This window comes from Proteus faecis (assembly GCF_030286765.1).
Classification (GTDB): domain Bacteria; phylum Pseudomonadota; class Gammaproteobacteria; order Enterobacterales; family Enterobacteriaceae; genus Proteus; species Proteus faecis.
This window is the reverse complement of the sequence record NZ_JASVWV010000001.1, coordinates 508,506-533,456: the sequence shown is the minus strand read 5'-3', so window position 1 is coordinate 533,456 and position 24,951 is coordinate 508,506. Positions and strand designations below refer to the sequence as shown.

Below are 24,951 nucleotides of genomic sequence, written 5' to 3'. Positions count from 1 at the left end.
TGCAGGAATTACGTATGGAATTGAAATCCACCCCGATGGGACAACGTTTAGCACAACATCCTTATAATAGAGTCAAATTGTTAAATGCAGGCATTGAAGTCAGTGGTGAAAAACATCAGTATTTAATTCCTTTTAACGAATTGATTAATATTTTCTGTAAAAAAGGGATTGTGTGGGGGGAGTTAGAATTTTTATTGCCTGAAGATAAAGTTGTTCGACTACATGGAACAGACTGGGAAGAAACTCAACAGTTTTATCGTTATCTTTATCAATCATGGCAAAATTGGAGCAAAGAAATGAGCGAAATAAGTGCTCAAGTGCTTGAGAAGCAACTCCATAATATTAATGAAATCACGCAATCAAATAGATGGATAAAAAAGTCTAAACTTAATGAAATTCAACAATCTATAAAAGAAAGTTTTTCTGCTATTCCCCTACCTCTTGAACGCCTTATTCAATTTGACAATTGTCAGACTCTTTATCAGCAATGTTTAGAGTGGCTAAAGCAAGGTGAAGCGCTTATTAATAAAGAAAATTCTGTCTGGGTAACTCAAATATTAAATGAGCATGCGGAATTTTTTAATACGATTGAATCATCGCCATTAAATGAATCACAGTGTCGTGCCGTAATTAATGGAGAAGAAAACATTCTTGTTCTCGCTGGTGCAGGAAGTGGTAAAACATCGGTATTAGTTGCCAGAGCGGGATGGTTATTACGTCGTCAATTAGCGCAACCCGAGCAAATTTTATTACTTGCTTTTGGGCGTAAAGCTGCACAAGAAATGAATGAAAGGCTTTCTAGTCGTTTAAATAACGATATTATGGCAAAGACGTTTCATGCACTGGCATTATCCATTATTCAACAAGCGACAAAAAAACAACCTAAAATTAGTGAGCTTGAAATAAATAGTGAAAAAAGAAGAGCTTTATTATTAGGTGAGTGGCGAGATCAGTGTCAACAGAAAAAAGCACAAGCAAAAGGGTGGCGAGAGTGGTTATCCCAAGAGTTTGAATGGGATATCCCTGATGGTGAGTTTTGGCATGATAAAAAATTAGAAAACCAAGTTGCTGTAAGATTAGAGCGTTGGGTTGGTCTATTAAGGATGCAAGGTGGTAGCCAAAAATCTCTGATTGAAAGTGTAGATCCCGAATATACCGAATCCTTTAAAAATCATTTAAAATTATTATCGCCATTATTAAAAGCTTGGAAAACAGCATTAAAAGAAGAAGATGCGATCGATTTTTCAGGCTTATTACATCAAGCTATTAACCTTATTGAAAAAGGGCGTTTTATTAGCCCATGGAAACATATTCTTGTTGATGAGTTTCAAGATATTTCACCATTAAGAGCTTCATTATTAACCGCATTAAAACAGCAAAATAAACAAACATCTCTATTTGCAGTAGGAGATGATTGGCAAGCCATTTATCGTTTTAGTGGTGCAGAATTATTATTAACGACTTCTTTCCATCACGCTTTTGGTGAAGGGGCTGAATGCGCATTAGATACGACTTATCGTTTTAATGACACGATAGGAAATGTTGCCAATACGTTTATTCAGCAAAATCCAGCTCAATTATCTAAACCTTTAAATAGTTTAGTGAAAGGTAATAAAAAGTCTGTTGTACTGTTATCTGACGATCAACTTGAAAATTTACTAAATAAAATGAGTGGTTATGTAGAAGAGAATGAAACTATTCTTTTACTCGCTCGTTATCACTATTTAAAACCAGAATTATTAAAAAAAGCGAAAACACGCTGGCCTAAATTAAATCTACAGTTTATGACTTTTCATGCTTCAAAAGGGCAACAGGCAGATTACGTTATTATTTTAGGTTTACAAGAAGGTAAAGATGCTTTTCCCGCACCCGCAAGAGAATCGATTATTGAATTGGCATTACTGCCAAGTGTTGAAGATTATCCTAATGCAGAAGAACGACGTTTAATGTATGTCGCTTTAACAAGAGCCAAAAAACAAGTATGGCTATTATTTAATAAACAACAGCCATCTTGTTTTGTTTCAGAACTAAAATCTCAAGGTGTTCCTCTACAGCGAAAACCTTAGGATTATTTTAATCTCTCTTTTAAATAACCTTCGTAATCTGGAATTTTAATTGTAGATTCTTGTGAAAAGAGAGGTGATGAAATCAAAAAGTTTGCAGTAGCGCGATTCGTTGCAACTGGGATGTTCCAGACCGTAGCTAAGCGTAGAAGAGCTTTAACATCAGGGTCGTGTGGAACTGCATTTAATGGATCCCAAAAGAAAATCATAATATCAATTTTCTTTTCAGCGATCATGGCGCCTATTTGTTGGTCGCCCCCCATTGGACCACTTAGCATTTGGGTAACATTAAGACCAGTATGGTGATTAATTAAGTTACCAGTTGTTCCTGTTGCAAATAACTTGTGTAGAGAGAGTTGTTCACGATTATTTTCAACCCATTCCAGTAATGAGGTTTTACAGTGATCATGGGCAACAAGCGCGATATTTTTTTCTTTTAAGAGCGTGCGGTCAATTTGTTCCATTTGATACCTTTAAAAATAAATATAGTAATTGTTTCAGTTTTCAAAATACCTTTTTTTTATCTCATAAGCTATGAACAGATCAAGATACTATGATGTATCATAATATTTTCAATCTTCATGATGAACGGAGTAGATAAATGGTGGATTCAGACATTTATGACATTTTAAGAAGCGTTAAAACCATTGCGCTTATTGGTGCGAGTAATAAAGAAGATCGCCCAAGCTATAAAGTCATGAAATTCCTATTAGAACAAGGCTATGATGTTATTCCTGTCAATCCAGGCATGTTAGGACAAACCTTATTGGGGCAGCAATGTTATGCCTCATTAAAAGATATTCCTGTTACGGTTGATATGGTGGATGTTTTTCGTCAATCTGACGTCGCACTAGAAATTGCGCAAGAAGCAATTGCAATTAATGCCAAAGTATTATGGTTGCAGATTGGTGTTATCAATGAAGAAGCGAAAGATTTAGCTGAAAATTCAGGGTTACGAGTGGTAATGGATCGTTGTCCTAAAAAAGAAATTGAAGCGCATGGACTTCCCTGGTAATGCACTAAAATAAAATCGCCGAAAACAAATTCGGCGATTATCATTTCATTCAGATTACTGGTTATATAGATTAATTGGGTTAATTTCTTAGTCGTGGAGCCTGTAATTGGCTACGAATTGACTGTGATAACTCATCCAATGAGTCATTATCTAAGTGTTCATCTGAAACTTCATAGGTTATCTGCGCTTCAGCAAGATAAGTATGAACGGGTTGCCCCTCATCATCTTCCATCACAACATGGTACCAAGGTGCTGCTCGCAAGGTCACATTAGATGCAATATCATCCTCATTAGGTTGATCAAGGGAATATTCAGCATCCACATCGACAACAACGCCTAAGTAGCCGAGTAATTTATGTCTAACTTGCTGTCCTATTCCAAATTTGCTGGCGGTCATCATAGTATCACCTCCATATAGCCTTGCTTGTTGGTTATATATATGAGGGCACAAAGTGAAATTTCAAGGAGTTAAAAAAATATAATCCTTAACTTTCATTATGAATAAAAACCTCACAAAATCAGATTATCTATTGTATAAAGAAAAGACAATAAGTTAGACAGAATTTTTATTTGAAGAATGTGGTTAGAAGGGTATATGAAAATAGGTAGAGAATATATTATTCAAGGGCGTGTTCAAGGTGTTGGTTTTCGTTTTTTTACTTATCAGTGGATGAAAAAACAACCAATTACGGGATATGTTTGGAATCGTGATGACGGTAGTGTGGGAGTAAAGGCTTTCGCGGAAGAGAATGCATTAAAAGAATTTGAAGATTGGCTAGAAGCGGGTGGTCCAAGAAGTGCTAACATTACATTCTGGTCAGCGACATCTTGTGAATATGAACAAATGGCAGATTTTTCAATCCACCATTATGAGTAATATTGTTTTAATTATCTTTTATCTAAAGATAATATTAAATACATTTAACGGGTTTTGGTAAACCAGCAAGTTTTGTAGCTTGTTTTGCAGGGCCTTTTGGAAACAAACGATAAAGATAACGGCTATTTCCTTTTTCATCGCCATATTTTTGTGCAAGCGCTTTTACTAACATACGAATAGCGGGGGAGGTATTAAATTCTAAATAAAACTGTCGAACAAAACGAATGATTTCCCAATGTTGTTCTGTTAGCTCAATTTCTTCTAATTCAGCTAATATTGGAACCATATCTTCATTCCACTCATTGCTATTTTTTAAATAACCATGACTATCTGTCTCGATTTCTTTTCCGTTAAATACAAACATGTGCGTAGCAACCAATCAAAAATAATACTGCTAATTTATCAAAAATAAGGAAAATACCCAAGTAGAACCCATAAATCGTTGATAAATTAAGCCATTGACTTGTAATGCGTTTAATTTTACGGCAAACAGTACAATAAGGGCTTTACAACATAAGCTTAGGTGTTTATATTGCTCCCCATTGCGGAGGGGTGGCCGAGCGGCTGAAGGCAGCGGTCTTGAAAACCGCCGATGGGAAACCATCCGAGAGTTCGAATCTCTCCTCCTCCGCCATCTCATCATCTTCTAGCGTCTCCTGAAGTCTCCCAATTCCAGTAAAATCAAACCTTCGTACTAAATCACTGTCTCCTGAAGTCTCTTAACGTCTCTTGAAAGCTCCATTTTTTTGGGGTACAAATGGGGGAACATTATACCCCCTTAATATTTAATACCCCCAATATGAAACTAACAGTTAAGCAAGTTGATAGCAGTAAGCCAAAAGAAAAGGACTACAAACTATTTGATGGAGGCGGTTTATATCTATTAGTTACAAAATCAGGCAGTAAATATTGGAGATTAAAATACCGCATAGATGGCAAAGAGAAAGTTTTAGCTATCGGTGTCTACCCAGCTATAACTCTCGCGGAGGCCAGAAAGAAAAGGGATGACGCAAAACGGCAGTTATCTGATGGTGTTGATCCCAACAAGATAAAGAAGGATAAGAAAAGGGATTCAAAATTCGAGGGAAGCAATACGTTTAAAAGCATTGCTCTAGAGTGGTATGAGGGAAGAAAAGACCGATGGTCTGAAGGTTATCGCGATGACATGATGGAAGCATTTGAAAATGATGTTTTCCCATATATTGGAGATCGCCCAATAGCAGAGATTAAACCTCTCGAATTGCTTGAAGTGCTTTCGATAATGGAGAAACGTGGTGTTACCGAGAAATTAAAGAAGGTGAGGCAACGTTGTGGTGAGGTTTGGAAATATGCCATCATAACTGGACGAGCTGAATATAATCCTGCCCCAGATCTAGCTAGTGCTTTTATTCCGCATCAGCGAGAAAACTATCCGTACTTATTGGCTGATGAATTACCAGAGTTTTTATCTTCGGTAGACAAGTATCAAGGAAGTCAGATCGTTAGAACTGCTTTAAATATTTTAATGCTTACCGGTTTAAGACCAGGAGAGTTACGAAAATCAGAATGGTCATTTATCGACTTTGAAAGTAGAACATGGAAACTACCAGAAAAAATAATGAAGACGGGGAGGGTTCATGTTGTACCAATGTCAGATCAGGTGATTTCTTTACTGCGTCAAATACAGCCAATAAGTGGCGATTACCAGTATATTTTTCCTAGCCGAACTAACCATAAGAAACACCTGTCAGAAATGGCGATAAATACAATGATTGGTAGAATGGGCTATAGAGGCAGAGCTACTGGTCACGGCTTTAGACACACCATGAGCACAATATTGCATGAGAAAGGATTTAATACAGCGTGGATAGAGTTACAACTTGCTCATGTTGATAAAAACTCTATCCGTGGTACTTATAACCATGCGCTGTATTTGGAGGGGCGAAGGGAGATGATGCAGTGGTATGCTGATTATATAGATGAGCTGAGAAGTAAAAAGAAATAAAATTCAATTGATAGTTTTTTCAGGGCAACGAGTGTTATTAATTCGTTGCTCTATCCATTCGTTAATTTCACTTTCAATAAAAGCAACCGAACGAGAGCCTATTTTAACTTGCTTTGGAAACTCTCCTTTATCTATTAATTTGTAAGTCCATGACTTGCTATATCCCGTTCTATCTAAAACTTCATCCAAGCGTAATAATTTATATTCCATCTTTCTCTTCCTTTTGTAATTTCCGCAGGTAATACGATAGGACCATCTTGTCCTGATAGTTCATGTGATTTAGAGGCTTAAACTTCGGTGTGTATTTATCGAGGATCTGAGTTGTTAGTTTGTCGTTGGGTATTCCGTGGCTTCTTAGTTCGATTAAGCATTCCTTTGCTATTTGCCTTCGTGCGTTTTCCATTGCCTGTGCATTCATAGTCTTTGCCTTTTATTTCGCAAGGTGACCATATATGATTTACGACAGTTCTCTATTTCCACAGGGTAGATATTCTTTCCTATCTTTATTTTGTGACTAACGATTATTCCAGTTCTATTATATTTCTTTTTATGGGCTTCCAATGCCTCATTAATAGCAATCCTTTCTATGGGCGTGACTTCACCATGAATTCTGATTTCCATAATTCACCTATGCTATTTTCCATTCATTTAATATTTTATTGCCGATATTAATTAACTCGTCTCTATCGACAGTATTAATTATCTTTCGTGGTTTGATATATGGTCGCCATATTAAAAGCATTGAGCCTTTTATTGTTTCCATTGACGGGTTTGTTTGTTCCTGCATTAATAAAAGATATTCTTCCTCCTGTAATTAGTCTCACTTCATCAACTGTTTCTAATGCAGAATTAAACCAGCCAACAGAAGTATCGGCAGGAATTAACATTACGACGGATTGTAATTGATTTTTACATTGTTCGGCGGCCTTGTTAATCCAAGGCTGAATATCTGAATAGGGAGGATTAATCCAAATAGCACCGTAACTTTCCCAGTCGCAATTTAACGAGTTGTCTTTTTCGGTAAGGTAATGAGAACAGAGTGCATTATTTTTATCGGCGGCGGCATCTAAATAGAAACCAAATTCAGCGTCCAATGCTGTAAATAAAGGTAGTGGAGTTTGCCATCTATCACGCAATTCCTTTGGTGTGTGGCTACCTCCGTAGTCAGCTTTCATCCTTGTTATCACCTATATTAAAAGGCAATCCATCTGCTTCCATTGGCTTTATGTGAGTAAACGTACAGGGGATAATTACACCACCGAAACCCTGAGCAAACATTAACGCCTGCTTTGCCTGAAGAGAGACATATTGCTTAGGTAGAGCTATTTGATATGTAACGCCATCAATTAACACTAGCGTCGTCATTGCTTGAACTTGTTTCATCGATTACTCTCCGCATCCTTGATTAATAGAAATAATTCCATTGCTGCGCGATATGGATTTTTGTTTTCAGCTACATTCCAACCCGAGCCACACTGCCAGACGTTATCTTTAGGGTTCATTGCTATCTTATTCTCAATAATAATCGGCATTGCGTCAGTAGGGTTATTGCAGGGGTCGAATGAGCCAACCTTACGAGGTGATCTAATAATTATTGCACTTTCACAACCAGAAACAGCGGAGCGACGATAATCTGTTGATCCGAATGGAAATGGAGTGGCGCCAATTAAGTAAGCAACCTTTTTATTAATCTCGAAGTCAGATAGTTCGGTGTATTTACTCATTGATTACCATCCTGTAATTTCTATATCGTCAGAGTCAATAAACCAAGGTTCTATTTCATCAATCCGAATCCCCATATCATCCAGCGAAGGATAACCATCAATTCCTTTATCTTTAGACCAGTCGAATTGCTCGGTAAGCCATTCTTCATCCTTAAAGTTATTGAATGCTATTTGCTGGAAGCACTCAGCACAGAACATTGCAAAACCTGCTTTCTCATGGCTACCGTGTATATCAGCTCTATATTCATCACCAGAATAGAATTTATTAATTTGCTCACATGATTTTTTAAATTTATCTTCATCGATAACAGTGACAACCATTTCTAAATTTTTTTGCCACGAACCAGAACTTATTTTAATTTGTCTCATCTGTATATTTCTCCACAAACAACTTCAACATTCCTCACTGACATTAAATATTCAGCACGTTTATTGCATTCCGATTGCGTGTATATATCTTCCGTTACAGGCACAGCAGAACCCTGTATTAGCATGAGTAATACATATCCGATTATTTGCATGGTTGTTTGATTTTATTCGACTTGGTTATTTTTTATTGATGCTTGATTTAATTTATCAGCATTTGCTTGTGCATCTGCAATTGAAGTAAATCCTTTCTCAATCATATTTCCATTTAATAAAATAACTGGTTTACCGTTAATTAGTTCGGCTTTATATTTATCATTCATTTTTTTATTTTCACTCCACCTTTTTAAATTTAATTACCCACACCCATTGGTTATTATTCCAACTATCTTCTCCGTAAATATCTATCCATGCATCAGCGAATTTATCGTATGGTGTGAATGTCTCGCCGCCACTGTCTGGGTCACTATAAGTAGGTCGCCACCCAGTAAGCTCAAATCCTTCAGCGTGTGCATCATCTTGTGATATCTCCTGAATCTGCTGAACCCAAACATCAGTAATTTCAATTCTCCCTTTGATATTACAGTCCTTGTCTGTAATGTTAATGATGTCGCCAGTTTCACCATACGGACAATCAACATCAACAAATCCATGTCGCCATGCTGCACATACTTGCTCTGATAGTGTGTAACCTTCTTGCCATGCACTAAGGTTTCGTAACTCTTCTTTGGTTACTTTAGGCTGTGGCTCAATTGGTCGGCGCGTCTGTGTTTTTCTGCCATCCATGACAGCCGATAACATGGCATCGTTGAATTTAATACTGTCTTTCATAATTACCTCTATTGATATGTTTGTGAGCAAAACATGTAATCTGTAAAGCCATGTTTTAAAAGGTTTATTTATTTAATTGTTGGTGGTATGATCGATTTTTAACCATTAACGAGGAAGAAGAAAAATGAGTAATCGATATTATGAAATAGAAGTGTTTGGTAGGAATTATCAGTTGATAGCTAGAGAATCTAGTGATACTAATTTAACGTTTAAAATGGATGATAACTCCGAATTCCCGCCAATTTATAATGTACATGCAAAGAACAAGCTTCCTCTTAAAATAAAAATGCCTAATGGTTTTTACAATCAGGCTTATGTAAGTAGAGCTCCTTTCGGCATGTTTATAGCTAGCTTTATCTAAATTTGCATCTGCCAAGGATTGGCATTCATTCCTCTTCATTGCATCCCTGCGAGTTAAATTAAGCTGTCCGTAGCTTTCATGGTTATATCCTTTAGTTAAACGGGTAGGGTGTATTTCATCCTTGAAATTAAAAATCCATTAAATAACAACCATTAATTCATCTTTGCGAATTTGATAAACATCAGTCGCCTTTGAGAGCAGATCAGACTCATTGGCTAGCCATTTACCTGCATATCTGTAAAGCTTATCGAGTTCATCAGTTGTTTTTGCACTGCTTGCCGCGTTAGTGAAATCAGATAACAACTCATCGGGCGTGCGTTTATCGACTGGCTTTTCTGCTTCATCATTATTTTGTGGCTTGTTGTTAATCAAATTATTAAGTGACTGCTTTGTTGTTTTTGGCGTTATATCTCTTGCCGTTCTAGGCTCTGAATCAAATTCGTCAGGAGTGTAAACTCCGAGGATAACTTCGGGGCAATAAAGGCGAGCCCAATACTTAACTGCTAGATAGGCAATCTGCTGCTTTGGTGCTGTTTTCCATAACGGTGAATTTCTGGTGGTGATATCAATCATATAAAGCGGCTCACCCCATGTGATTTCATCCTCACCATGAAGAATGGCCCCAACCTGAACAAATAACCCGGCTTCGTCAGACTTGTCTTTTGTTCCCGTTATTCGCTCCCAATCACCGCCATATCGGTAATGAAATCGACCATTAACAGCTTTTGAACTTGTAACAACAGCGTTGACTAACTGAGCCTCGTAGCCGAGCACGCCATTAACTAAGTGGGTCTTTTGAGCTACCGCATATGGATTCATTCGCCATTGAGCCGCCTGCAACGCCACAGCTAAACAATCCGCTGGCTTGCCTGCTAAATGTCTCGGAACAGTAGCAACACCTTGAGACATAATCTCTGCAAATGCCTGAAGCTTTTGTAATCCTGATGGGCTGAATATTGCGGTTGATGTGTCAGCCTCATGTTCTGTATTGATAGTTGTTATTTCTTGAGACATATTAATCCCTCCGTTTAGCCCACGCAGGGCGTGATATAGGTTCTATGCCGCCCCAGTCATCATTGATACGGCACTCATGAAAAGTATGTAAATTTTGTTTGAATAAACTAAACCCAACATCAACGTCCTCTGAATCTAACTCAAAGACGTGAACTGGATATCTTCCACAATCAATTGTTTCGCTTACAGCAAGAAAGAGGAAAATTGGTGACTCCCCAAAATGTTGCAAATAACCTTCCTGATACATTGCATGCTGAACGTGATAGCGAAACTCTTCGATGTGACGATCAAATCGACTCATATCGGCTACTTTTTTTACATCGATAATTACTGGCTGATTTGATAAAAACTTGTCTGGTCTAATCCTGCATAATTCTTCCGTGTCTGCATCTTCCCAGTAAATTGACGCCTCGCTATAACCGTCAGCCTCAAGAAAATACCTTGCCGCGTGGTGGGCGAGGACACTATCACGCATTATTTTCAGCTTCCGATGCTGTTCGTAATCCATTACGGTCTTCCCTGAATCATCACATTCTTTTAGAAAGTCCTTTTCTTCCTGCTTACCATCCTTCGTCCTTCTGTTAAATTCAGGAGCCTCGATGAACCTATTTAAAAATTCATCTGGCTCTAAAAGTAAGCAGTGAAGGGCGGTACCCATATCTAAAGCCTTCAACTTTTCCGTGTCTAATGGTGCATTTTTCTTCCATTTATAAAACGCAGGGCTTCTTGCTATATCGTCCAACTGAGATTTACTGATCCCTAATCCATGGTGATAGTCCTCATTTGAAATGTCATAATAGATACCGGGTTTCATCCTAAAACCTCTTTATCTATCCCAATCTGTATCGCTGTTCTAATTCCGTCTAAAACCGCATCCAGCGCTTGGGGGCTAATTTCAAATACCGGATTTAACTTCCTTGCTAAATCCATACATAACAGTTCTTCTGGCAGGCTATCCATAACCTCATCAACTGATATTTTCTCTTCCTGAGAATTAACAAACGCTTCTCGTTCCATTTGGCGTTCGTACCAGTCGTTTCTGAGTCCGTAGGTGTTGGTAATCACGCAACCCTCCTGAAATACAACTCATTGAGTATCTTTGCGACTACTTCTCCTCGTCCTGAGAGATGAATAGCTGCTGCGAGTGACTTTGCGTCATACTGATTAATGATGTAATCAACGACTTCTGACGGCTCTGGTTGGTAATATTGAGTAAGTTCCCTGAATGATTCTGTTTCAATGCGGACATCGTTAAGATTCTGAAAGGCTATTTCCGTGCCATTATTTCGGTTTCTACTGGTCATATCTGCATAGGTGTAACGTATAGTCAGTGACATACTTTCCTCCCATAAGCTCTCATCTGTAGTTGACTCGCCAGCCGCCAGACATCCTTGTTATTGGTTGAGACGGCTATCCTTGCCGCTTGATGTGCGAGTTGTAAAAAAGGCGTAGTGATACGCACCGCCATGCAATCACGCATAGCGCTGTAATAGTTAGTTTTCATTGTTACCTCGCTAGGTGAGCGATAGGGTGGTTATCTGGTGTTGGTGCGGTGGGTATTAGTAGTTCATTGTCATGTGGGGGATTTTATTACTAGCAACTAACTTAATAAATTCAGTCGCTAATTTTTCATCAAATCCGTTACTTACTAAGGCTTGTAATGTTTCTTGGTTATACTTGCGACGATGCTCCTTATCAGCCTGACGTTTAGCTTCTTCCTGACGCTTACGTTCTTCTTCTGCTAATCGCGCTTGTTCTGCTTCTTGTGCTTTCTTGCGCTCAGCTTCGATAGCTAATTGTTTCTCGCGTTCGGCTCGCTCCTGAGCTTCTTTAGCATCACGCTCTGCCTTTTCCTTGGCTTCTTTTGCTGCTTGCTCTGCACGTTGAATTGCTTCCTGCTTTTCACGCTCTGCACGTTCAGCGGCTTCTTTTGCTTCACGCTCACGTTTAGCTGCTGCTTCAATTTCTTGCTGTGCTTTGCGCTCAGCTTCAAGTCTTGCCTGTTCCGCAGCTTGTCGCTTCATTTCTTCTTCACGAGCAATGCGTTTGCGCTCTTCTTCAGCTTTGCGTAAATCAAACAGATCGTTCATTTGCAGAGCCTCTTCATGATCAACTTCGATTTGCTTCTTAATCGCTTCGGCTTCTTCGCGAGCTTTTTCTTGTGCTTCCCACTCTGTTAGTGGCTTGCGAATATCTGTGCTTAATGCATCTAGCTCGTCACGAAATATCTTACGGCTAGCATCAACTTTTTTAGGTAGCTCTTTTAACTTATCGACAACCGCTTTACCTTCCTTGTCGATATACGTTTTTGTTTGAGCAACTTTGTACGCCAGAGATGCAAAAGCCTTTCGGTTTTTAGCTACTGAGAAATCACTGTCGAGTTCTTTACGCTCTTCTTCTGCAAGAGATTTAATGTGCTCCAGCATCTGATTTACTTTTTCTGGTGCCGTAAACAAATCTAGCGCCGTAGCTTGTTCAATTACGACTAATTCATTTGCCATTTTCTATATTCCTTATGTGTGTATTCCTCACTATTAATAGCGATATGAATGATTAAGTGGTGGGTTACTGCTGACCGAGGGCTTTTGCGATTACAGCGTCAACGATGTCTAAATCATCGTCATCATCTGGTTTATAGCTTGCAATTTTATTTCGAAGTCTGATTAACTGTTCTAATAACTCTGGTGCTGTTGCGATTAGATGGGCGTCTGCCTTCTGATTGGCTGTTGTGATATCTAAATAAACATCACCAATTGTCACGCCGTGAAAAGTTGTCATTATCTCATTGGCGTTTCTTACTGTATATTTCCAAGGCGCAGGCGTTCCTTTAAATTCCATTGTTTTATCTGTCATACTCCCTCCGTTATTAACTAAACACGATGCTAGAACCTGCCATACCACGCACCGTCATCACCTTTTTCTAAGACTATTACTTTCGACTTAGCGGAATCGAATCCATCTAGAATCAACTCGTGAACTCTATTGGTAAGATGGAAAAGGCAGGTCTTTACATCGTAATGAACCCTAACACCCTCGGTTTCTGACATTTTTAAGCGTATTGCTTTTTTATTCTCATCTACCCATATCAAAACAAACGGAAGCCCTTCGTTGACATGTCGGCTTATCGAGACATTCCCTGTTTTCACATTAACCCTTATTTGTGGCTTGTATCTTGAACTATGCGAAATCTGCAAAGCTGAAACAAAATTACATTTACTGTAATCCATCTCTATCTCCTGTCTATTAATCAACTAGTAAACGTCACCGACTACCAAATCGAACTCACGTTTAGTAATTGCAGGTTGAAGACAATTAGCAAAAAGAATCTCGTTGTTATCTAGATCCTTAACAAATCGCCAACCCCTAAATAACCGTCCAGTTACCACTTTATCCATATATTCAGGAAAGCAACCAATGTTATCCCTGAGAAATTCAAGAGCTTCCATTCTCTCGGCTATTTCATGTTTCATGCGTTCAATTTGATATTCGGTCACATTTACCTCCTATTAATCAACTCACTACAGCCCACAGAATGGGCTGGGATTAGTTAACTATTAGAATTTAGGTAATAAAAAACCCCGCGGTTGCGAGGCTTTAGATTGATTGGCGTAAATCACCATTTTTTATTTGGGTTTCTTTGATGAGCGTGATTTACAACTCTATTCATAATGTCATCTTTAGGTGCGTTATCTTTTGGCTCGCAGTCTCTTGGTAAAGCCCCACTCATTAAGGCTCTATCGGTTGCTGTTAATGTTCCATTAGGTACTTCAATTGGTTTATATGGGTCAACAACAACGCTGGGATCTGTTTCTTTAGCTATAAGCGCCTCAGCTCTTTTTAACTCAATTAGCTTTCCTCTAGCCAAATACCTACGCATTTTAGAGTTAAGCTTTCCTGTTTGAGGAAGATACTTTATCTTCGCCATGTTAAACCCTCGCAGTTACTTCACCAGATTCTAACAGCGTACCAGATTTTCTATATTTAGCTGAGTAAATACTAGAATTTGGCAAGCAACAGTTATCTCCACTTGGATAATGCTTTGTTGGTTTGAGAGAGAGAACAGGGCGTTCTGGTTTCTCAACGCCAAATATTGAATCCCAAATTTCTTCCACTGAGCGACTTCTCATAGCTATCTTTCGAGCCAAAAACTCACCTTGCTTTCTGCGTCTGCGAGTTCTTGAATTCTCTTTAAAAGTTATTGTTGCCATATTTGCCTCCTAAGTGATCTTTGGTGGTGCGGGCAATCTATTTGCTATCTCCATGCTTCACACATGGCGCCCTAAGCTTTGGCTGTCAGTCTGCTTGCATCGTGCGCACTCAACAGGCACTTGACGGCGTATTGCAACCGTAATGACTATCGCGAATAGTTCACTTCCGATTCACAGCGAGCTACCGCACCCCAAAAACCACTCAGTGGTTGCTCTGAAAATTTATTCTGAGCGTTCCTAATTGTAAAAGAGCGAACATCCTGTTTATCTATGGCTCCTTGCCTTCGATGTGATAAATATAACCAGCGGTGATTTATAAGTCAACACCGCAGGTGATAATAATATAACTGGCGGTGTTAATTTGTTGTATTTTCAGATAATTTATTTTCAAAAAAATCTCAGATTGGAATGTAGGTCACTTATTTGGAGGGGAGAGGGCACAAAAAAGCCCTCGCAGGGAGGGCTGGGGTTATCTATGTTTTGTTAAGTCTATAAGAGGCTTAAGGCTTTCTACTATCTTCTGCCTTACATCGTCTTCTAAAGTTGGTTTGTGATACTTATCCCACTTAATCATTGATACAGCATCACAAAACTCCTTATAAGCCACTATCAGCTTTTCTCTTTCCTTTTCTTTCATATGAATAGAAAGATTTAATATTTCTTTTTCATTAACTAAAGAACGGTGAACACATAGCCCTAAATCTAGATCTTTCTTGGCTTTAATGAGCCTTATGTAGATAGGGTCTGCAACTGCATTAAATTCTTTTCTTTTATCATTTATACGCCCAACACGTATGCCGTTATAGTACGTTGCAGGAATTGCAATAAATGATATTATTGTTGCAATAGTTGACATGACATCACTATATGACATCTGGAGATCCTTATGTTTAACGAATATCTGCTACCAACAATTACCTTGGTTTCATCATTATCTTGTTTGGGATTTAATGTATACATCCATTTTCGACTGAAGCGTATGGGCTATTAATTTAATTATTTACTTAAGCAATCTAAAACGTGTCGTCAGGCCATTGTGACTTGATTACCTTACCTATGATTGTACAGTTACCGTTAATAGGGATCAGGTCATAGCGTGGGTTTAACGGCTCTAAATATGATATTCCACCTTCTCTAATCAATCGTTTGAATGTGAACTCATCATTCAGCAAGCGAGCGACACAGAAATCTCCGAACTCAACCTCTTCATCAGGATCAACCAAGATAAGCATTCCTTCAGGAAAACTTGGCTTTCCTCCTGGTGGCGCTGTCATTGATTGGCCTTCAACCTCTAACCAAAAAGCGCGCTCACTGGCTTTCTTAGCTGTAGGTATCCACGACACAGCATCTTTCTGAGTATATGAGTTAAATTCTGTTGAGAAAGCGCCAGCTTGTACCTTAGTGAATAGAGGGTATTGATATTTCTCATCCATGCTTGGTGTTTTTAATGGGCTGACAGCCTTAAACATGCCTCTAATTTCTTTAGCTAGGGATGGGCTAAATTCATCAACGGTAACTTGTAACGCCTCAGCTAACTTTGCCGCGTTTTCTATGTTTAGAGCGTTTACTCCATTCAATAACTGAGCAACAGCGCTCTGCCCCATGCCGATTGAATCGCCTAGGGTTTCTTGTGATAAGCCAAGCTCTTTCTTTTTTGCCTCAAAGATATTTTTCAGGCGAAGAGCATCAGCTTTTTGTTCTTCTGTGATCGGTTTCTTTTTCATACTGCAATTTTATTACCAAATGGAATATTTACCAATCACCGCAGGTGTTGACTATTTTATCACTTGCGGTGATAATAATTAAAAAAGGAGAAACTATGGAAAGAGTCCCATTAACTAAATTTGCTACTGAGCTAGGACAACACAAAACGGCTGAATTGTTAGGTGTTAGGCAAAGTGCGATAAGTAAAGCAATTTTAAAAAAACGAAATATTTTCGTTATCAGAAAACAAGATGGAACAGTTGAAGCTGAAGAAGTTAAACCGTTCCCATCAGGTAAATAAGTATCACCAGCTCTTTAACATCGCTAGACCGCTCAGAGTAAATTCTCAGAGCAAACAATCCGCTCATATGGAATGAGCCACGGATCATTACTGCTGTTCTCTAACGAGAAGTAATTTAATAAGGAAATTAAACCATGGAATACACAAATACACGCAAACAATTTAATAAATTCATTTCAAATCACTTGATGGCTTCGGCATTACAGGCATTGAGAAATAAAACTCAGTCAGTGGTCGCTAAAACATTAGGTGTTCATGACTCAACTATCCTACGCAGAACTGAAAAATATCCTGAGATATGCGAGACATTAGTCGCATCAGGGATAGTCGATTTTGTGATGGAAGGTGAGAGGAAAATATCAGAGGAAGAATACCGCTTTTTATGGAAACAAATAGGTGAACTGTCACAGATGAGAACAAAAGAAAACGCCCCGATTGTTGGAGCAACCGAGGCGCATTAACAAATGGACTTAACCATTTAGACTAACAAATACACTGTATCAATAACCAGTAATTACGACAAGAGAAATTTAGGCTTCTCTTGTCTGATACAGCTAATTAATGGAGTAATTATATATGGATTCTGTTTACTTAACAAACAGATATGGAGGTCGTGGTGAATACAGCTAAATTCTACGATCTTGGTGTTGCAAGACAACAAAGGAGCAACAGGGTGGAAAACCAGAAACTAGGTTTCATCCCGTTGTACAGGAGCATAAAAAATAAGTCATGGGCTAAAGATGTTTATCTTAGAGCACTGTGGGAAAACTTATTGTTAGAAGCTCAGAGCGAGCCATACACAGCCAACTACAAAGGTCATATATGGCATTTAAAGGCTGGTCAACTGGTTACCACTCCAGCCAATCTAGGGCTAAACCTGTGCGACAGGAACGGCAAGCCAACCAGTAGAGATACGGTTAATCGAATGCTGGCTGTTTTTGTTCGTGAGGGGATGATTTCAATCGAAGGAGAGAAGCATAAAGGCACGGTGATAACCATCACAAATTACAGTGATTATACTCAAAATTTAGTCAATGTACCCGCACATAAGTACGCACATAATAACGCACATGATGAAGCCATAATTCATGCACCTTTAGACGGCATACCCGCACATAACAACGCACATGAATCCGCACATCATGAACAATATATATTTAATAATAAATTATTAAATGATCGTCCGAGAAAAAAATCTTCTGTGCCTCGTAAGGTAAAACCTGATGCAGCTGTGAGTTCAGAGAAAGGGGACAAATGGGGTAATGCTGAAGACCTAAAAGCTGCTCAATGGATTTACGAGAAAGTGTTGATTGTAAGTCCTACGACTAAAGAACCTAATTGGTCAACATGGGCTAACGATGTTCGCCTGATGAGACAACTAGACGGACATACACACCAAGATATTTGCAGAATGTTTAAATGGGCTAATCGTGACTCGTTCTGGTGTAGCAACGTGTTATCTCCCGCAAAACTACGTGAGAAATGGGACACATTGACCATACAGAGCCAACAACCCAATCGAGGTAAGCGACAGGTTGATCCTGAACCAGCACAGAACTGGAATACTCGTGAAGCATGGGAGAATGATTTTATATGAAGACTAATCTGGCTACTGCAATCGCTAATCGTGATGCAGGTGCATTGGCTAGAATGGCTCAGAGTAGCACCCCGCAAAAAGTTGTAAATAATCATGCTGAGCAACTAGTCGATGTATTATTCCGAAATCTGAAACAAATATTTCCAGCCTCAGTAAACACCATTTTCAAAAACGAGTCAGAGGAACTTACTGCAAAGCGACAATGGATCGCCGCCTTTGCAGAAAATGGAATTACTACCAGAGAGCAACTTCAAAATGGCATGCGACACGCCAGAGCAAGTGATAACCCTTTCTGGCCTGCTGTTGGTCAATTTATCAAGTGGTGCAAGGAAGAGGATTATGTGGCTCTTGGTTTGCCTGACGAGGATCAGCTTTACGAACTCTATCGAGAATACTGCAAAATGCGTGGTTGGCGTGAAATGAAATGGCCCTCAAACGCTTGCTACTGGATGGTTACCAAAATTTACTCTGAGATGCGAAGTAAAAGCCTAACTGATAGTGATGTTAAGAAGCTTTGTGCCAAAGAGTTACGGAGCATGACTGCAAGAATCAAGTCAGGTGAAACTATTCCAGCGCCGGCACTTCAAGTCGAACACAAGATCACACCAACAAGCCGCAATAAATCACTATCAATAATCGCCAATTTGAAGCAAAAGCATGGCTTCAGATAACACGCAAGAGGATTTTTAGATGAAAGGAACAACGTTAAGAGAGCTAATCAATCGATATGACTTACAAGCAATGGCATTGGCTGATAGACAACATCCTATTGATAGTGAGTATTCAATGCCGTTCTTTAGAGCTCACTTGAAATACAGGAAAAAGTTAATGCCGAGGGGCAATGTGATGATCAGGTTAATGAAAATCCAATGCGCATTCATTAAGTATCGAAGAAGTGAAGAGTATCTTCAAAAGAAAATTGATGAATACAATGCAAAATATCAACGGGAGGCATCTAATGCAGGGAACTAATTGGGTTAAGGTGAGCGAGAGATTGCCACCATATAAAACACCGGTTTTGTGTTGTGATATTGATTCACTATATGGCGAGGTATTCATTGCTGATTACATTAGGGAATTTAGGTTCGGTTATAGGGCTAAATTAACAGGCTTCTACCGTGGGAATATGCAAGGAAACGTAACTCACTGGATGCCACTCCCACCAATGCCAGAGGGTGAATGATGAAGATAAAACGCAAAGTTCACAATAAGCTATTTCCAACTCGTAAATTGTCATTTTATCAACATTCAAAAGTGGATGAATGGAACTCGCTAGAGTGCTACATGGACAAGTGGTTATTAGTTATTTTATTTATCCCGATTGTTGTTATTGGGACGCTAGTAGCTGGTTTTCCTACGGCATTCAAAGAGGCGACGGTTTATTTCAACAATCCATATTCAGTCGATAGTCTGACGCTTGCAGAAGTGGAAGCCATTAGGTTGGAACAGGAGAGCTAACAGTGAGTAAATTAATAGCAACATACAAAGTTAGACCGTTAAAAGATGGCGAGTGTTTTTATTGCCATAATGGCTGCGGGGAATGCAAAACAGTAGAGGTCAATGAAAATAACGTTGTGATTAATGGCGAGGTTATTGAGTACACCAAGGCAGATGTATCTTCCTGCTGTCATTCCAATGTTGGCATCTGGGATGATAAAAATGATTGCGACGCTACTGAGCCAGTGTATGTATACAAGGAAGTGGAATAGAAATTAAGGCAGGAGGTTAACTTGGAAGCAGATTTTCTCTTCCACGAATCAACCAAAAATACCGCATGGCAACACCTCAAAGAAGTTCTAGCAACAAACCAACCACACCGAATCATTATTAAGCCTTGGAAAAACAAGCGTTCATTATCTCAGAATGCAACTTTTCATTTATGGTGCGCAGAGATAAGTAAATACCTATGCAAGAACAACGCCAATTACACACCAGAAACCGTTAAGGAGATGCTTAAGCATACATTTCTAGGTTATGAGGTGGTCGATATGATTGACGTTACTACACAGCTTACAGAGCGCGTAAGGACACTTCGGAAAACATCAAAACTTGATACAGGTGAAATGTTCCACTTTATGGAGCAGGTTGAACGCTGGGCGGTAGGTATAAATTGTTTCGTGACGATACCTGACAACAGTGAGTACATGAAATTGAAAAGGAAACAAGACGAATGACGCCAGAAGAAAAGTTAAAGCAGTATGACGAGAAGTTAGAAGAGGCTCAGAAGTTGGTTCGATTTATCGAAGAAAGTCGCCGTGAGCATATTAACCGCCATAACTTAAACAGGAAGTAATTATGACTGACGAACAATACAAAAACTATGCAAATGTAATAGTAGCAGTTCGCGAATTTATATCATTCAACCATAAAGCTATCTCATCAGTAGTTGGCTTAACTCCTCACCGTTCAGGAACAGTTATCAGAAAACTACTTGAATTTAAATGTATCAGGGAGGTTAGTAGCGAAAGAGGGTCTGGTACCAAAATGATCCGCAACTACGCTGTTAGAGATGACGCAATTACTCGACTGAGAATGCAATTTGAAAGAGAGCGTCGAGCCAATTTGCCGCTTTTTCCTAAGGCTAAAAAATCTGAGGATAAAGAGCCAAAACAGCCAAAGCAACAAGATGATGACTTTAAGTGCAGATTAAAGTTTGTCGATAAGGCCAACGTCTCAGGGATGGGTAATCCGATGTTGATGAAATTTGATTCATTATTGAGTGGGGTGAGAGTGTGAAAACTAAGTCAACAAATATGGAGCTGGTTAAGTTTGAAAAGAGCAGCTCTGTATTCACAAAAACGTATAGCGTTATTCATAATAACGGGAATACATGCTTAGAGCAGAAAATTCATTTATCCATGGATGATTTCGGCAACTTTGATTTAAACGTTGAAATGGATGGATTCCCTCGCATTGATGATGAAATAGACGCCTTGCTCAAATACGGAGACTGGCTAGAGCGATTAGGTGTCGCTATTAGACGAGAAGCTAAGCGATCAGTAAAGAGGGGTGCTCAATGAACTGCCAATCATGCAATAGACAGCTAACAGATGATGAAATTTATGTTTGCGATGAATGCGTAAATGAATATCCACATCTTGAGGTGATGGAAAAAATCAAGGAGGAAAAGAGTGGCGAAGGTAAAAACGCCGAAGCTCAAAACCTGTAAAGTCTGCAACAAAGAATTCACTCCCTACCTATCTACCCAAAAAGTTTGTTCCACATCCTGCGCAATAAAATTCGCCTCAAATGAAATTAAACGGACCGAAGAAAAGGACCGTAAAAAACGTTTATCTGAGGAAAGAAAAATATTGCGGGCCAGAAAGGAAAAGTTAAAGACAAAATCAGACTGGAACAAAGAGGCCCAAGCGGCAGTAAATAAATACATCTTTTGGCGAGACTACGGGCAACCCTGCATTGCTTGTGGTAGAGCCTTAAATTATGGGGTAAGAGGTGGGTCCGTAGATGCTAGTCATTACAGGTCAAGGGGTTCAGCAAGTCATTTAAGATTTAATTTACTCAATATTCATGCTGGCTGTGTTCACTGCGATAGGGACCTGTCAGGAAATCTCATTCCATATCGCATTAATCTCATCAATAAAATCGGCGAAGAGCGAGTAACTCGTTTAGAGCACGATAACACGGTCCGTAAATTCGACATCGAATATCTCAAGCGAATGAAATCAATATTCACTCGTAGGGCCCGTTGGTATGAGAAAAGGCGAAAGGATCAATATTCGGAGGTGGCTTAATGTTTACTGACTTAATCGCAGCTATTGAAGAATGCAGGTTTAGGGCATTAACAGAGCGCACTGGTGATAAAACAAAGCGCTATTTATCAGTTATTCAATTAAATAACGGATTCATGAAGGTTGTCGAAACTGTACAGGCAAAGAGATGTGGTAACCGGATTATGTACTCAGTCGGTTGCGATAGATATCACACAGTATTACCGGAGGCGAGATGAACCTAGAAAGCGCTGTTAAATATCACTTCGCTAAAACCACATCAATATCAGATGCGCCTAGCTCAACATCACCAGATAGATTAACCGGTACTGATGTTATGGGTGCTTTTGGCATGTGTCAGAGTAAAGAGTCATTCGGCTATTCAGCATTCTTGGGGAAGATGGGAATAAGCCGAAATGACAGAGACAAAGCGATACAACTTTTAACTCGGCATGCATTGAATCATTGCGACAAGGTTCCAGCCTTACGCAAGCTCGATATGAATGTTAAGCGAAAGGTAATGCAAATACTCGCAAAATTCGCTTATGCAGATTATTGCAGATCTGCATCAAGTGTTACTGAGTGCGTAAAGTGCAATGGATCAGGTTTTAAGGTAAAGGCGATTAAGGTTAAAAAAGTCTTTGGTAAAGAAGTTCGCATTATTAATGACACCGAGTTATGCACTTGTGATAAGTGTAATGGTAAAGGTTATGTTTCTTGTGCGTGTAATGACTGCAAAGGGCGTGGCATGGCAATAGACAAGGAAACGTTAATGTTAACCGGTGAAGCTGTCAGTATGCCTTGTAAGCGTTGTTCTGGTCGTGGCTACGAACGAATACCTGCATCAAAGGCTTTTCAGGCTGTGTCTCATTTAGGGGTTACGATTGATCAATGGAAGCGTTCAGTTAGTAAATTTTATGAGTCATTGGCGGTTGAGTGTGAAAAAGGAGAAAGTAACGCAGATTACATACTAAAAAAGGTAACAAATTAAAAACGAATACTTCTAACGAATGAATTGACTTTTGCACTTTTCTGTGTAAATATCGTTCTAACGATGGGTTATTGTCATTTCGTTAACGTTAAAAGAATTCAAGACCTCGCTTCGGCGGGGTTTTTTGTTATCTGATTAGTGGATAATGCTAAAGCCAGTTAGCACCAGTAATAGCCTGATGCTCGGAAATAGGAAGCTTGGGAATGCGGTAGAGCGCATCGAATACCGAGACTGTGGAGATTGGCACCCACATCCACTTTATTTAATTCCCCCGAATTCGAGGGAATAGCAACCTGTAAGTTATCATTATAAGCTCATCCATCCGGAATTACCGGATAGTTCATATTCAGAAGATCGCTTAGGCGGTCTTTTTTCGTATATACGTTAAGTCAACTTAACGCATAGTGTTATTTCTTGTTTGGAGGCTGATATGACGATTAATGATTTAAAGGCAACCAATGATCGGTATATAGCTGATGAACGTAGAAAAGCGATTATTGAAAGAGCTGAAGTAAAAGCGAATGTTTATGAGTCCGCTAAAAGATTATTTCAACTTGCGGAAGATAGCGATTATGTGAAACGTAGTGATGGTTATATTGATGTAATTCTAACAGGTTGCAACATTAATGTTTTTCTCAACCTAACTAAGGATAGCGGGTTGTTTAAAAATTGTGGCAATAAAATATACCAACACATGTTCTGCAATAAACTCCTTATGCATGAAAAACTAAATCATATGGGCGGAGTTAATTTCGCCAGAATTATCCTTTCCTAAACATGCCGACCACAGAATCAATCACAACACCTCACATTCACACAAGAGCTGTGAGTCGGCGTTCTATTAACTAATTCCTCCAAAAAGGAGGCGGTATGACACGAATGGACGAGAAAGACAAATTCAGTGCCACCGCATGGGGTGTCATATTCGCTATATCCCTATACGGCGGATTGGCTAGATACATTATTGACAATAAACGTAACGGTTATCGGTGGAGCTGGGTAGGGGCAATTATGCAAATGTTCGTATCTGGCTTTGCTGGGATGATGGGCGGTCTTATATCAATAGAGCTTAACGCCTCATTCTATTACACGTTATTTACGGCTGGCTTATGTGGTTCCGCTGGCTCTTTAGCATTGGATTTCTTCTGGGATAAGTTTACAGGGGGTAAGAAATGACTAGACCAGCACGCGGTGAGCGCAATAACAATCCGGGCAACATTAGACACGGTTCGAAATGGCAAGGACTATCCGCACAGCAAACAGATAAAGACTTTTGCCAATTTGTATCACCTGAATACGGTATTCGTGCAATTTATAAATTACTGCAGACATACCAAAAGAAATACGAACTCAACACTGTCGAGTCGATTATCGATCGGTATGCGCCACCAAATGAAAACAACACAGTTGGCTACATCAATCGAGCAGCTAAAGATATTGGTGTTAGCGTAAATGAGCCTATTAATGTTTCATCTAAACCGGTTGCTATTGCATTGGCCACAGCGATTGTTGGTGTTGAGCTTGGATATCAGCCATACAGTCAGAAAGTGTTTGAAGATGCTTGGTTGTTGTTATGAGTATTGGTAAATGGGTTCTTTTAATTGGCTCTGTGATTTGTGTTTTTTCACTCCAATACTTAGTTGTAAAAGTTGGTGAACTGAGCAAAGAAAACCAATCGCTCACCGAGCAACTCTCACGCCAAAACTCAATCACAGAAAACGCCAACCGAACATTCAGGATTATCAATAATGTCTCATCACTTAATAGCGAAGAGCGGAATAGGTCAGCCGTGGATTCTGAAAAAGTTAAAACGGTTATCAAAACTGTTCTTGTCAATAATGATTGTGCCAATACTGCTATTCCTAATGACGCTCTTATCAGGATGCACGACTATTCAGAAAGAATACGTGCCAGTGGAACATATAGCGATACCGGCACACCTAACCGCTGATTGCCTATTACCCTATATACCAGAACAAATGACATGGGGAGAATCATTAATGTTAAACATCTCCCTTTTATCGGTTATTGAGCAATGTAATTCAGACAAGAAAGCAATACGGGAAATTGAACAACAACGACAGGTTGGGAATGGATAAATGTATTTTCATCAAGCGACTTTATTTGAGCATTGGGATAGATAAAGAGCTTTGGTACACGACCAGGAAAAATGATTCTAGGTTGTAT

Annotated in this window: 47 protein-coding genes, 1 tRNA gene and 1 pseudogene; 26 read left to right on the top strand and 23 right to left on the bottom strand. The window is 39.2% G+C overall.

Going from position 1 to position 24,951, the window contains the following annotated elements; genetic code table 11:
* The first annotated feature begins 14 nt into the window (after positions 1-14).
* Positions 15-2,066, top strand: a complete 2,052-nt coding sequence (gene helD, locus QSH13_RS02660) for a DNA helicase IV (protein ID WP_109397988.1) — start codon at positions 15-17, stop codon at positions 2,064-2,066.
* A 2-nt stretch (positions 2,067-2,068) separates the two neighbouring features.
* Here the strand turns inward: helD and QSH13_RS02655 are convergent, their stop codons facing one another.
* Positions 2,069-2,527 carry a methylglyoxal synthase gene (locus QSH13_RS02655; RefSeq protein ID WP_109397987.1) on the bottom strand — a complete coding sequence of 153 codons (459 nt, stop codon included), beginning with the start codon at positions 2,525-2,527 and terminating at the stop codon, positions 2,069-2,071.
* Positions 2,528-2,664: 137 nt separating this feature from the next.
* Here QSH13_RS02655 and QSH13_RS02650 point away from each other — a divergent pair, with 137 nt between their 5' ends.
* Complete coding sequence (locus QSH13_RS02650; RefSeq protein ID WP_109397986.1) at positions 2,665-3,078, top strand: CoA-binding protein; 414 nt, start codon at positions 2,665-2,667, stop codon at positions 3,076-3,078.
* 79 nt (positions 3,079-3,157) lie between these two features.
* On the opposite strand, the gene hspQ is transcribed toward QSH13_RS02650, so the two are convergent.
* Positions 3,158-3,478, bottom strand: a complete 321-nt coding sequence (hspQ, locus tag QSH13_RS02645) for a heat shock protein HspQ (RefSeq protein ID WP_006537351.1) — start codon at positions 3,476-3,478, stop codon at positions 3,158-3,160.
* Between the two features lie 195 nt (positions 3,479-3,673).
* On the opposite strand from hspQ, the gene QSH13_RS02640 reads away from it, so the two are divergent.
* Positions 3,674-3,955 carry an acylphosphatase gene (locus QSH13_RS02640; protein ID WP_109398211.1) on the top strand — a complete coding sequence of 94 codons (282 nt, stop codon included), beginning with the start codon at positions 3,674-3,676 and terminating at the stop codon, positions 3,953-3,955.
* 34 nt (positions 3,956-3,989) lie between these two features.
* On the opposite strand, the gene tusE is transcribed toward QSH13_RS02640, so the two are convergent.
* On the bottom strand, positions 3,990-4,319 hold the full coding sequence (gene tusE / locus QSH13_RS02635) for a sulfurtransferase TusE (RefSeq protein ID WP_006537349.1): 330 nt from the start codon (positions 4,317-4,319) through the stop codon (positions 3,990-3,992).
* A gap of 182 nt (positions 4,320-4,501) precedes the next feature.
* Here tusE and QSH13_RS02630 point away from each other — a divergent pair.
* Positions 4,502-4,589: transfer RNA gene (locus QSH13_RS02630), tRNA-Ser, on the top strand.
* Positions 4,590-4,754: 165 nt separating this feature from the next.
* On the top strand, positions 4,755-5,939 hold the full coding sequence (locus tag QSH13_RS02625) for a tyrosine-type recombinase/integrase (RefSeq protein ID WP_286038855.1): 1,185 nt from the start codon (positions 4,755-4,757) through the stop codon (positions 5,937-5,939).
* A 3-nt stretch (positions 5,940-5,942) separates the two neighbouring features.
* Here the strand turns inward: QSH13_RS02625 and QSH13_RS02620 are convergent, their stop codons facing one another.
* The 8 genes and pseudogenes from QSH13_RS02620 to QSH13_RS02585 all read right to left on the bottom strand — a co-directional run bounded on the left by QSH13_RS02620 (position 5,943) and on the right by QSH13_RS02585 (position 8,860).
* The gene (locus QSH13_RS02620) at positions 5,943-6,149 is read right to left on the bottom strand and encodes a helix-turn-helix transcriptional regulator (RefSeq protein WP_161669813.1); all 207 of its coding nucleotides are present in this window, start codon (positions 6,147-6,149) and stop codon (positions 5,943-5,945) included.
* Positions 6,150-6,353: 204 nt separating this feature from the next.
* Positions 6,354-6,560 (bottom strand): DUF4060 family protein, encoded by a 207-nt coding sequence (locus tag QSH13_RS02615; protein WP_286038801.1) that lies wholly within the window; start codon positions 6,558-6,560, stop codon positions 6,354-6,356.
* 7 nt (positions 6,561-6,567) lie between these two features.
* Positions 6,568-7,114 (bottom strand): annotated as a pseudogene (locus tag QSH13_RS02610) (phage N-6-adenine-methyltransferase).
* Complete coding sequence (locus QSH13_RS02605; protein WP_286038799.1) at positions 7,104-7,322, bottom strand: hypothetical protein; 219 nt, start codon at positions 7,320-7,322, stop codon at positions 7,104-7,106. Before QSH13_RS02605 ends, QSH13_RS02610 begins: the two are co-directional and overlap by 11 nt.
* Entirely contained in the window at positions 7,319-7,663 is a 345-nt protein-coding gene (locus tag QSH13_RS02600) for a phage protein NinX family protein (RefSeq protein WP_286038798.1), read from the bottom strand. The genes QSH13_RS02605 and QSH13_RS02600 overlap by 4 nt, the downstream gene beginning before the upstream one ends.
* A gap of 3 nt (positions 7,664-7,666) precedes the next feature.
* Entirely contained in the window at positions 7,667-8,032 is a 366-nt protein-coding gene (locus QSH13_RS02595; RefSeq protein WP_198794165.1) for a DUF2528 family protein, read from the bottom strand.
* A gap of 164 nt (positions 8,033-8,196) precedes the next feature.
* On the bottom strand, positions 8,197-8,352 hold the full coding sequence (locus QSH13_RS02590; RefSeq protein WP_286038797.1) for a hypothetical protein: 156 nt from the start codon (positions 8,350-8,352) through the stop codon (positions 8,197-8,199).
* 10 nt (positions 8,353-8,362) lie between these two features.
* Complete coding sequence (locus tag QSH13_RS02585; protein WP_286038796.1) at positions 8,363-8,860, bottom strand: ASCH domain-containing protein; 498 nt, start codon at positions 8,858-8,860, stop codon at positions 8,363-8,365.
* Between the two features lie 124 nt (positions 8,861-8,984).
* On the opposite strand from QSH13_RS02585, the gene QSH13_RS02580 reads away from it, so the two are divergent.
* On the top strand, positions 8,985-9,221 hold the full coding sequence (locus QSH13_RS02580) for a hypothetical protein (RefSeq protein WP_286038795.1): 237 nt from the start codon (positions 8,985-8,987) through the stop codon (positions 9,219-9,221).
* A gap of 138 nt (positions 9,222-9,359) precedes the next feature.
* Here QSH13_RS02580 and QSH13_RS02575 read toward each other — a convergent pair whose 3' ends face one another.
* The 12 genes from QSH13_RS02575 to QSH13_RS02520 all read right to left on the bottom strand — a co-directional run bounded on the left by QSH13_RS02575 (position 9,360) and on the right by QSH13_RS02520 (position 16,167).
* Positions 9,360-10,235 (bottom strand): RecT family recombinase, encoded by an 876-nt coding sequence (locus QSH13_RS02575; RefSeq protein ID WP_161706503.1) that lies wholly within the window; start codon positions 10,233-10,235, stop codon positions 9,360-9,362.
* Between the two features lies 1 nt (position 10,236).
* Positions 10,237-11,049: a PD-(D/E)XK nuclease-like domain-containing protein gene (locus QSH13_RS02570; protein WP_161706502.1), complete on the bottom strand. Its 813-nt coding sequence runs from the start codon at positions 11,047-11,049 to the stop codon at positions 10,237-10,239.
* Positions 11,046-11,300: a hypothetical protein gene (locus QSH13_RS02565; protein ID WP_063693267.1), complete on the bottom strand. Its 255-nt coding sequence runs from the start codon at positions 11,298-11,300 to the stop codon at positions 11,046-11,048. The genes QSH13_RS02570 and QSH13_RS02565 overlap by 4 nt, the downstream gene beginning before the upstream one ends.
* On the bottom strand, positions 11,297-11,572 hold the full coding sequence (locus tag QSH13_RS02560) for a hypothetical protein (protein ID WP_063693270.1): 276 nt from the start codon (positions 11,570-11,572) through the stop codon (positions 11,297-11,299). The genes QSH13_RS02565 and QSH13_RS02560 overlap by 4 nt, the downstream gene beginning before the upstream one ends.
* A gap of 222 nt (positions 11,573-11,794) precedes the next feature.
* The gene (locus QSH13_RS02555; protein WP_286038794.1) at positions 11,795-12,736 is read right to left on the bottom strand and encodes a coiled-coil domain-containing protein; all 942 of its coding nucleotides are present in this window, start codon (positions 12,734-12,736) and stop codon (positions 11,795-11,797) included.
* 64 nt (positions 12,737-12,800) lie between these two features.
* Positions 12,801-13,088 carry an XkdD/Y8K6 family phage-associated protein gene (locus QSH13_RS02550; RefSeq protein WP_239505098.1) on the bottom strand — a complete coding sequence of 96 codons (288 nt, stop codon included), beginning with the start codon at positions 13,086-13,088 and terminating at the stop codon, positions 12,801-12,803.
* A 29-nt stretch (positions 13,089-13,117) separates the two neighbouring features.
* Positions 13,118-13,462 carry a hypothetical protein gene (locus QSH13_RS02545; protein ID WP_137019243.1) on the bottom strand — a complete coding sequence of 115 codons (345 nt, stop codon included), beginning with the start codon at positions 13,460-13,462 and terminating at the stop codon, positions 13,118-13,120.
* Between the two features lie 24 nt (positions 13,463-13,486).
* Positions 13,487-13,729 (bottom strand): hypothetical protein, encoded by a 243-nt coding sequence (locus tag QSH13_RS02540; RefSeq protein ID WP_286038793.1) that lies wholly within the window; start codon positions 13,727-13,729, stop codon positions 13,487-13,489.
* Between the two features lie 119 nt (positions 13,730-13,848).
* Positions 13,849-14,160 (bottom strand): hypothetical protein, encoded by a 312-nt coding sequence (locus QSH13_RS02535; protein WP_239510903.1) that lies wholly within the window; start codon positions 14,158-14,160, stop codon positions 13,849-13,851.
* A 1-nt stretch (position 14,161) separates the two neighbouring features.
* Positions 14,162-14,443, bottom strand: coding sequence for a hypothetical protein (locus tag QSH13_RS02530; protein ID WP_286038792.1), 282 nt, complete (start codon positions 14,441-14,443; stop codon positions 14,162-14,164).
* Between the two features lie 469 nt (positions 14,444-14,912).
* Positions 14,913-15,317, bottom strand: a complete 405-nt coding sequence (locus tag QSH13_RS02525) for a hypothetical protein (protein ID WP_135024777.1) — start codon at positions 15,315-15,317, stop codon at positions 14,913-14,915.
* 139 nt (positions 15,318-15,456) lie between these two features.
* Entirely contained in the window at positions 15,457-16,167 is a 711-nt protein-coding gene (locus tag QSH13_RS02520; protein WP_060556824.1) for a LexA family protein, read from the bottom strand.
* A 95-nt stretch (positions 16,168-16,262) separates the two neighbouring features.
* Here QSH13_RS02520 and QSH13_RS02515 point away from each other — a divergent pair, with 95 nt between their 5' ends.
* The 20 genes from QSH13_RS02515 to lysC all read left to right on the top strand — a co-directional run bounded on the left by QSH13_RS02515 (position 16,263) and on the right by lysC (position 24,863).
* Positions 16,263-16,448, top strand: coding sequence for a Cro/CI family transcriptional regulator (locus QSH13_RS02515; RefSeq protein ID WP_036895075.1), 186 nt, complete (start codon positions 16,263-16,265; stop codon positions 16,446-16,448).
* 134 nt (positions 16,449-16,582) lie between these two features.
* The gene (locus QSH13_RS02510; protein WP_049220837.1) at positions 16,583-16,909 is read left to right on the top strand and encodes a CII family transcriptional regulator; all 327 of its coding nucleotides are present in this window, start codon (positions 16,583-16,585) and stop codon (positions 16,907-16,909) included.
* A gap of 212 nt (positions 16,910-17,121) precedes the next feature.
* A complete protein-coding gene (locus tag QSH13_RS02505) occupies positions 17,122-18,045 on the top strand; it encodes a phage replication protein O (protein ID WP_286038854.1) in 924 nt (307 codons plus the stop codon).
* Positions 18,042-18,716 (top strand): replication protein P, encoded by a 675-nt coding sequence (locus tag QSH13_RS02500; RefSeq protein WP_286038790.1) that lies wholly within the window; start codon positions 18,042-18,044, stop codon positions 18,714-18,716. Before QSH13_RS02505 ends, QSH13_RS02500 begins: the two co-directional genes overlap by 4 nt.
* A 19-nt stretch (positions 18,717-18,735) precedes the next feature.
* Positions 18,736-19,017, top strand: a complete 282-nt coding sequence (locus QSH13_RS02495; protein WP_286038789.1) for a hypothetical protein — start codon at positions 18,736-18,738, stop codon at positions 19,015-19,017.
* Positions 18,968-19,228: a DUF551 domain-containing protein gene (locus QSH13_RS18525; protein WP_349816255.1), complete on the top strand. Its 261-nt coding sequence runs from the start codon at positions 18,968-18,970 to the stop codon at positions 19,226-19,228. Before QSH13_RS02495 ends, QSH13_RS18525 begins: the two co-directional genes overlap by 50 nt.
* On the top strand, positions 19,225-19,503 hold the full coding sequence (locus QSH13_RS02490; protein ID WP_185901942.1) for a hypothetical protein: 279 nt from the start codon (positions 19,225-19,227) through the stop codon (positions 19,501-19,503). Before QSH13_RS18525 ends, QSH13_RS02490 begins: the two co-directional genes overlap by 4 nt.
* A gap of 2 nt (positions 19,504-19,505) precedes the next feature.
* Positions 19,506-19,754, top strand: a complete 249-nt coding sequence (locus QSH13_RS02485; RefSeq protein ID WP_286038788.1) for a hypothetical protein — start codon at positions 19,506-19,508, stop codon at positions 19,752-19,754.
* A gap of 21 nt (positions 19,755-19,775) precedes the next feature.
* The gene (locus tag QSH13_RS02480; protein WP_286038787.1) at positions 19,776-20,219 is read left to right on the top strand and encodes a YbcN family protein; all 444 of its coding nucleotides are present in this window, start codon (positions 19,776-19,778) and stop codon (positions 20,217-20,219) included.
* Positions 20,216-20,338, top strand: a complete 123-nt coding sequence (locus tag QSH13_RS02475) for a hypothetical protein (protein WP_259694431.1) — start codon at positions 20,216-20,218, stop codon at positions 20,336-20,338. Before QSH13_RS02480 ends, QSH13_RS02475 begins: the two co-directional genes overlap by 4 nt.
* Before the next feature lie 2 nt (positions 20,339-20,340).
* Positions 20,341-20,781: a hypothetical protein gene (locus tag QSH13_RS02470; protein WP_286038786.1), complete on the top strand. Its 441-nt coding sequence runs from the start codon at positions 20,341-20,343 to the stop codon at positions 20,779-20,781.
* Positions 20,778-21,065 carry a hypothetical protein gene (locus QSH13_RS02465; protein ID WP_286038785.1) on the top strand — a complete coding sequence of 96 codons (288 nt, stop codon included), beginning with the start codon at positions 20,778-20,780 and terminating at the stop codon, positions 21,063-21,065. Before QSH13_RS02470 ends, QSH13_RS02465 begins: the two co-directional genes overlap by 4 nt.
* Positions 21,062-21,214 carry a protein NinF gene (locus QSH13_RS02460; RefSeq protein WP_286038784.1) on the top strand — a complete coding sequence of 51 codons (153 nt, stop codon included), beginning with the start codon at positions 21,062-21,064 and terminating at the stop codon, positions 21,212-21,214. The genes QSH13_RS02465 and QSH13_RS02460 overlap by 4 nt, the downstream gene beginning before the upstream one ends.
* Positions 21,177-21,797, top strand: a complete 621-nt coding sequence (locus tag QSH13_RS02455; RefSeq protein ID WP_286038783.1) for a recombination protein NinG — start codon at positions 21,177-21,179, stop codon at positions 21,795-21,797. The genes QSH13_RS02460 and QSH13_RS02455 overlap by 38 nt, the downstream gene beginning before the upstream one ends.
* Before the next feature lie 211 nt (positions 21,798-22,008).
* A complete protein-coding gene (locus tag QSH13_RS02450) occupies positions 22,009-22,764 on the top strand; it encodes an antitermination protein Q (RefSeq protein ID WP_286038782.1) in 756 nt (251 codons plus the stop codon).
* A gap of 430 nt (positions 22,765-23,194) precedes the next feature.
* The gene (locus QSH13_RS02445) at positions 23,195-23,539 is read left to right on the top strand and encodes a hypothetical protein (protein WP_286038781.1); all 345 of its coding nucleotides are present in this window, start codon (positions 23,195-23,197) and stop codon (positions 23,537-23,539) included.
* A 95-nt stretch (positions 23,540-23,634) separates the two neighbouring features.
* Positions 23,635-23,940 carry a phage holin family protein gene (locus QSH13_RS02440; RefSeq protein ID WP_049199107.1) on the top strand — a complete coding sequence of 102 codons (306 nt, stop codon included), beginning with the start codon at positions 23,635-23,637 and terminating at the stop codon, positions 23,938-23,940.
* Entirely contained in the window at positions 23,937-24,341 is a 405-nt protein-coding gene (locus QSH13_RS02435) for a structural protein (RefSeq protein ID WP_286038780.1), read from the top strand. The genes QSH13_RS02440 and QSH13_RS02435 overlap by 4 nt, the downstream gene beginning before the upstream one ends.
* Complete coding sequence (locus tag QSH13_RS02430) at positions 24,338-24,715, top strand: DUF2570 family protein (protein WP_286038779.1); 378 nt, start codon at positions 24,338-24,340, stop codon at positions 24,713-24,715. The genes QSH13_RS02435 and QSH13_RS02430 overlap by 4 nt, the downstream gene beginning before the upstream one ends.
* Complete coding sequence (gene lysC, locus QSH13_RS18580) at positions 24,603-24,863, top strand: Rz1-like lysis system protein LysC (RefSeq protein WP_419776194.1); 261 nt, start codon at positions 24,603-24,605, stop codon at positions 24,861-24,863. The genes QSH13_RS02430 and lysC overlap by 113 nt, the downstream gene beginning before the upstream one ends.
* Positions 24,864-24,951: the final 88 nt, after the last annotated feature.